General features: G+C 37.4%; 5 protein-coding genes, 2 pseudogenes and 1 other annotated feature. Of the genes and pseudogenes, 5 read left to right on the forward strand and 2 right to left on the reverse strand.

What is annotated here, in order from left to right; all coding sequences use genetic code 11:
• The coding region (locus LDX58_RS25295; RefSeq protein ID WP_227940431.1) for a proline racemase family protein at positions 1-281 on the forward strand (281 nt) is incomplete at its 5' end.
• Positions 282-453: 172 nt separating this feature from the next.
• Entirely contained in the window at positions 454-1,422 is a 969-nt protein-coding gene (locus LDX58_RS25300) for an ornithine cyclodeaminase family protein (protein WP_227940432.1), read from the forward strand.
• Between the two features lie 90 nt (positions 1,423-1,512).
• Positions 1,513-1,675: a sequence feature (16S ribosomal RNA rRNA prediction is too short), on the forward strand.
• Positions 1,676-1,964: 289 nt separating this feature from the next.
• Here the strand turns inward: LDX58_RS25300 and LDX58_RS25305 are convergent.
• Positions 1,965-2,540: pseudogene (locus tag LDX58_RS25305) on the reverse strand (Rad52/Rad22 family DNA repair protein); the annotation flags it as partial.
• 90 nt (positions 2,541-2,630) lie between these two features.
• On the opposite strand from LDX58_RS25305, the gene LDX58_RS26935 reads away from it, so the two are divergent.
• Together LDX58_RS26935 and LDX58_RS26940 are read left to right on the forward strand one after the other, a co-directional pair.
• Positions 2,631-2,915, forward strand: a complete 285-nt coding sequence (locus LDX58_RS26935) for an MOSC domain-containing protein (RefSeq protein WP_372459299.1) — start codon at positions 2,631-2,633, stop codon at positions 2,913-2,915.
• Positions 2,849-3,004: an MOSC domain-containing protein gene (locus LDX58_RS26940; RefSeq protein WP_372459300.1), complete on the forward strand. Its 156-nt coding sequence runs from the start codon at positions 2,849-2,851 to the stop codon at positions 3,002-3,004. Before LDX58_RS26935 ends, LDX58_RS26940 begins: the two co-directional genes overlap by 67 nt.
• A 226-nt stretch (positions 3,005-3,230) precedes the next feature.
• On the opposite strand, the pseudogene LDX58_RS25315 reads toward LDX58_RS26940, so the two are convergent.
• Positions 3,231-3,920: pseudogene (locus LDX58_RS25315) on the reverse strand (IS4 family transposase).
• A gap of 782 nt (positions 3,921-4,702) precedes the next feature.
• Here LDX58_RS25315 and LDX58_RS25320 point away from each other — a divergent pair.
• Positions 4,703-5,460 (forward strand): ornithine cyclodeaminase family protein (locus LDX58_RS25320; protein WP_227940433.1); only part of this gene is annotated, 758 nt, incomplete at its 3' end.

Here is a 5,460-nt window from a genome sequence, read left to right on the forward strand (position 1 = left end):
CGGGTGCTCTGGATCGGTGTCCTTGTGGGACTGGAACTAGTGCAAAAATGGCTACCTTGTATGCCAAGGGGGAATTGAAATTAAATCAAGACTTCCGACATGAGGGGATTCTGGGAACAGTATTTAATGGACGCCTTGTTGAGGAAGTAAAACTTGGTGACCACAAAGCCGTAGTTCCAACCGTTAGTGGTGAGGCGTGGATTACCGGATTTAACACTTATGTACTTGATCCAACGGATCCTTTTCCTAACGGATTCAGTATAGGAGATATTTGGGCATAAGGGAGTTTTTGGAAATTAGACTGAATATATAATATTGGGAAAAGTTTTCCGAAAATTTTAGTAGTAATTGGTTCTTGTACAAAAACTTCACCAAAATCCATCATAGTTATAAAATTTTAAAAGAGTAAAATTTATATAATATTAGACACTATTTAAATCTAAGGAGGATATTATGCGACAAATTACAGAAGAACAAGTACAAAATATACTTGATATGGAATTGGTTCTCCCTGTTATCAAGGAGGCTTATGAAGATTGTGTTGAAGGAAAAATTTATGCAGGAAACCGTATTTTTATGCCTATTCGCGGCGAAGAAAATGTGGGACAATGGTTAGTCGCTAATTGTACGAACAAACCTTTCTTCGGATCAAAATTCTCATCTGTTTTCCCTGGGAATTTGAAAAAAGGTCTGCCTAGTACAATCTCTAAAATCAGTTTATATTCAGCTGAAACTGGCGAACTTCAAGCACTGATTGATGCGAACTATCTGACTGCCATCAAAACAGGCGGCAGTGCAGCAATCGCTACTGACTTAATGGCAAGAAAAGATGCCAACAAACTAGGAATTATCGGCTCAGGACTCCAAGCGTTCTCTCAAGTATTGGCCATCCAAGAAATTCGATCTATTGAGGAACTTTACGTGTATGATATTGATCCTGAACGAGTAGAAAGTTTTATTGAAAGAATTGAAAAGATCAAAAATCGGCCATATAAAATCATTGCGGCTAAAACGGCTGACGAGTGCGTGTCATCCTCTGATATCATCTGTACTTGTACTACCTCACTCACTCCTGTTTTTAAAGGAAGTTCAGTCAAACCAGGTACACATATCAACGCGATTGGTTCTTTTACCTCTTTTATGCAGGAAATTGATACAGAAACAGTACTGAAATCGGATAAAGTAATCACGGAACACGTTGAGGGTCTATTGGAAGCCGCCGGTGATATTTTGATTCCATTCGAACAAGGAAAGATTACCAAAGACAAAGTGTCAGGTACAGTGGGAGATGTGCTAACTGGAAAAATTCCAAAAAGAGAAAATGAGCAAGAAATCACGCTCTATGAAAGTGTCGGATCCGGTGTCTTAGATATTGCACTTTCTATTGCTGTTTACAATAAATTAGTGAAAGATGTGAAATAAACCATTTTTAAAAGTATTTATTCAGAAAGGAGCATTGTAACGTGACAGGGAGTAAGAGCTAGACAATTGCACCAATATCTGGAGTCCATAAAAAAGTGTTTATCAGTTTTGCCTTAGGTCAAATGCTTACAGATGGACCCGCGGCGCATTAGCTAGTTGGTGAGGTAACGGCTCACCAAGGCGACGATGCGTAGCCGAGCTGAGAGGGTGATTGGCCACACTGGGACTGAGAAAAGGTTCACGATTTTAGTCGTGAACCTTTTTACCTTTTCCGTTCAGTTTGTATTATCTTCAAATAATCTTATTTCATTCTATTTTTGATTTAAAAGTTAAAGTCCACTTCCACTTGCAGCATTATATAAAAACCTTATCCTGAGGATCCAGGGGTGATTTTTTAATTGGTAATTATTGTGTCATTATGTAAATTAGTATTAGGATGTTAATAGCCTCTGATTCCGCTTTGTAAATCTCATTTACTTTACTAACAGTAGTATTTGGATTTACACGTTGAAAGATTCTAAGCCTCTGAGCTTGGGTTAATCCTAAGCATTTCTCAAGCTTATTCGCTTCTTGCATAAGAGAAACCGTCTCATTTTGTTGGTTAGAAGATTGACCACCGTTTGTTGTTTGCTAAGTGTTATTCTCTCTCTCTTGTTGTTTCTGTTCGTTGGGTTGTTGAGAACCCTTTGGAAGTGCGTTAGATGGCAATGGTGGGTTATCCCAATACATAGCGCGTTACTATCAACCTTTTGATAATTTTGTCCTTTATCCTTCAAATCTACCCAAGCCTTATCAAGAGAATAAAGATAGCGGCCAATATCAAACTGTACGGCGCATCTCTTTTGACTGTTTGAATAAGCAGACTTGATAGGATCAATATTATCATTAGGTTTCATTTCCGCTCCATCTTCTTTAAAGATCCACTCTTCATTCACTTTTGTATAAATCCGACACTTCACACCAATATTTTCAACTAAAGTGAATTCATTTTTCCAATATCCCATTCCGAAAACTGAATCTAACCGAGACATGATTGCTCGATTCGTTACATAAGGCATGACGACTGCTTTAAAACCATTTCTCGTTTTAACAGTTCGTTGAGCCCTCCATTCAACATCGTTTGCATCAAATGGAGCTACTTACAAGATATACCTCACCTCCTTAAACGCAAAAAAGCCTTTAAGAAAGTTGTATATCCCACTTCACACGTGCTATTGGACCAATTAGAAAACATTCTACTTATAACAGATGCTTCAATAAATAATTTGAAAGAAATATGGGGGCAAGACGAGGTGGATTTTCGGCGTTTTCTCCCTAATTTATTTATTTCATTAAAAGAAAAAATACCTTTTATTGAAGAATGGATTGGCAGACCTATAAAAATAGGAAGTGAAGTAGAAATTCAATTAGTAGGACATTGTAAAAGGTGTATGATTATACTGTTAATCCTGATAATGCTGAACGATATTCAAATTTGCATAAAACGGTTATAAAAGAAAGACAAAATAATTTTGGCGTTTATGCTTCGGTGATAAAAACAGGTGACATTCATGTGGATGATGATGTTCATCTTCTTGATTAATTTTTCTTGAAAAGAACATTATTTATTTAATAAACATGACAGACGTTAAGGAGTAAGCTCTTTTAAACATAATAAATACTCCCCATCAAGTATCCACTATTAAGTTACTTACGCTGCTGGCGGTTAAAGCGGCAAAAAGCTGATTAAAAACAGCATTTTCAGTCGTGTCAAATAAAACAGGGACATTTAGGTTCTGTTTTATTCATCGGAAGAACGTTTCAATTCTTCATCTTGCTTTGTACATGTCTGCGATGACTTCAGAGGTTACGTTCATTAAGTTGGTGACGACACGCATCTCGTTGCCGTAATCATCCTTAAAAAATACCACTCGATGACGTTCCTTAGAACGGGATTGTTCGGTACCCAATTGACAAGTGATATCACGCGTGACAGGAGATTCAGCTTCCTCCATGCGTTTTAAAGCATGAGGCCTGAAAATCTCTACATTTTCTTTCATTCGGATCACAAACTTTTGCTGGTCTTCTGTAAATTGATCGATTCGTTTAATCTTAAAATAGGCTCGATCTTCTACCAGGATAAATCAAGAATCGACCAACTGTTCCCCAATCGGCCCATCGTGTGAAAGTCCAGTCGTTTCGACTTGAATTGGCATTTCAGTGAGAGGAGAGTAGCTGATATGCAGTTTAATTCCTGCATGCTCCCCGTGATAAAGGGCCCAAGGGAGACGTGACCCTCCAACTGTAATCGTGGTGGAGTCTACCAAGAAAAGCTCTTTAGAAATCTTTAATGATCGGTGTGTCACTCGATTCCATTTAGACACGACTAAATGGAATAATTTCTTCATGATGTTGTAGTCTACATTGCCAGCTTTCTTAGAGAGTGTAGAGAAATTGACCTTTGGCGGTTCATATTGGTCTCCTACATCTGCGCAGTCTCGATAACCTTTGACATTCATAGAAGCACAGATTAGATAGTTAATGAGCGTGAGCACATCGAGCTTACGCGCTTTATCTTCATAGCCGATGGCATCCTGAATAAGGGCTACTTCTTCTTCTGAAACATTTTTTGAAACAAATTGTGAATGTGGTATTCCTTTTCATGAGGGCACCCCTTCTGTAGTTTGTTGTTGGCAAACTTTATTCTACAAGAAGGCAGATAGTAACAGCCATGTGAGAAGGGTGTATCGCAGCAACCAAAGCTCAGAAATATATGGGAAATTTACATAAATTGTTAATTAGTTAACTAAGGTATATTTATGAATTACAGAAGTAAGTAACCCAGTGAAATGATTTTTCCCTGAGTTACTTGATATCTGATGAACAAATAGAAATATCTATGTTGGTAAAGTGTAATTGAGTTGCCCGATTGCTAGTGATTTAAGCGTTATATTAAAAACTGAATCTAGTGGAAATCATTTTGCAATAATCCCAATTATTGCGCTGGTTGAGGCTATAGTGATTGAATTAGGATTAAGACAATCAAAAACGTCTATTAAAAAAATACAAACTTATAGTTAACACATTGAAAAATAAAAAAAGTAGTTGAATAAAAGCGTTTTACCTGACATTACTAAGGCATTTTGCCCAAAGGTAATGTCATTTTTTTAGACTAGTCAGCCTTAAAAAGGATTATATGAACCTTTTTATGTAAAAATGGTTTACAATGAATCTAGAAGATGCTATTCTATATTTAGAAGTTGGGATATTCAATAAGCCATTTCAGGGAGTTGGGGACGTAATGAGTACAGTAAAAAAGCTAGAGAAACTTGAACAAAGTAAGAGGGTTGGTTTCATTTACCTTTCACAAGAGGATTGTATTAAAGCTGGCGGTCTGGATATGGTGGGGACACTTAGTGCAATTCAAAAATCTTTCGAGTTACATGGACACAACGAAGTTGTTCAACCTTCTAAACCAGTTATTCGTTGGGGGGGGCCTGAAACAGAAGAGACAAGAGGAAGAATCATGACGATGCCTTCTTATCTAGGTGGGGAACTTGACGTAGCGGGGATGAAATGGATTCCGAGTATGCCAGAGAATCCTAAAAAAATTGGTCAACCAAGAGCCTCAGCAATCATAATTCTAACCGACCCTAATAACGGTTTTCCTTTAGCGATTATGGATGGAACTATTGTAAGCGCTATGAGGACAGGAGCAGCAACTGGGATTGCAGCTAAATACTTAGCTAATCCGAACTCTAAAATTGTTGGTATTATTGGTGCAGGTGTTCAAAGTAGAACTCAATTAATGGCTATTGTAGGGGTTTTCGGAAGTAATATTGAAGAGATTAAAGTGTATGATTTAAATCGAGAAAAGACAAATGAGTTTGCAAAAGAAATGTCAAATGAATTAAATGTAAGCGTTGTCTCTGTAGAGAGTGCAGAAGAAGCGTTTAAAGATTCTGATATTGTGGTAACAGCAACGATGTCTTCCTACCCATATGTAAAAGGAGAATGGCTTAAAGAAGGAGCATTCCATTCTGAAATATCTTTCTGGGA

The sequence above is a fragment of the Alkalihalobacillus deserti genome, assembly GCF_020734105.1.
In the GTDB taxonomy this organism is placed as follows: Bacteria; Bacillota; Bacilli; order Bacillales; family Bacillaceae_D; genus Halalkalibacter; species Halalkalibacter deserti.

What these genes read in the sequence shown, in the direction of transcription:
- LDX58_RS25300 (WP_227940432.1), top strand. Translation starts at nt 454, where the DNA reads ATGCGACAAATTACAGAAGAACAAGTACAAAATATACTTGATATGGAA.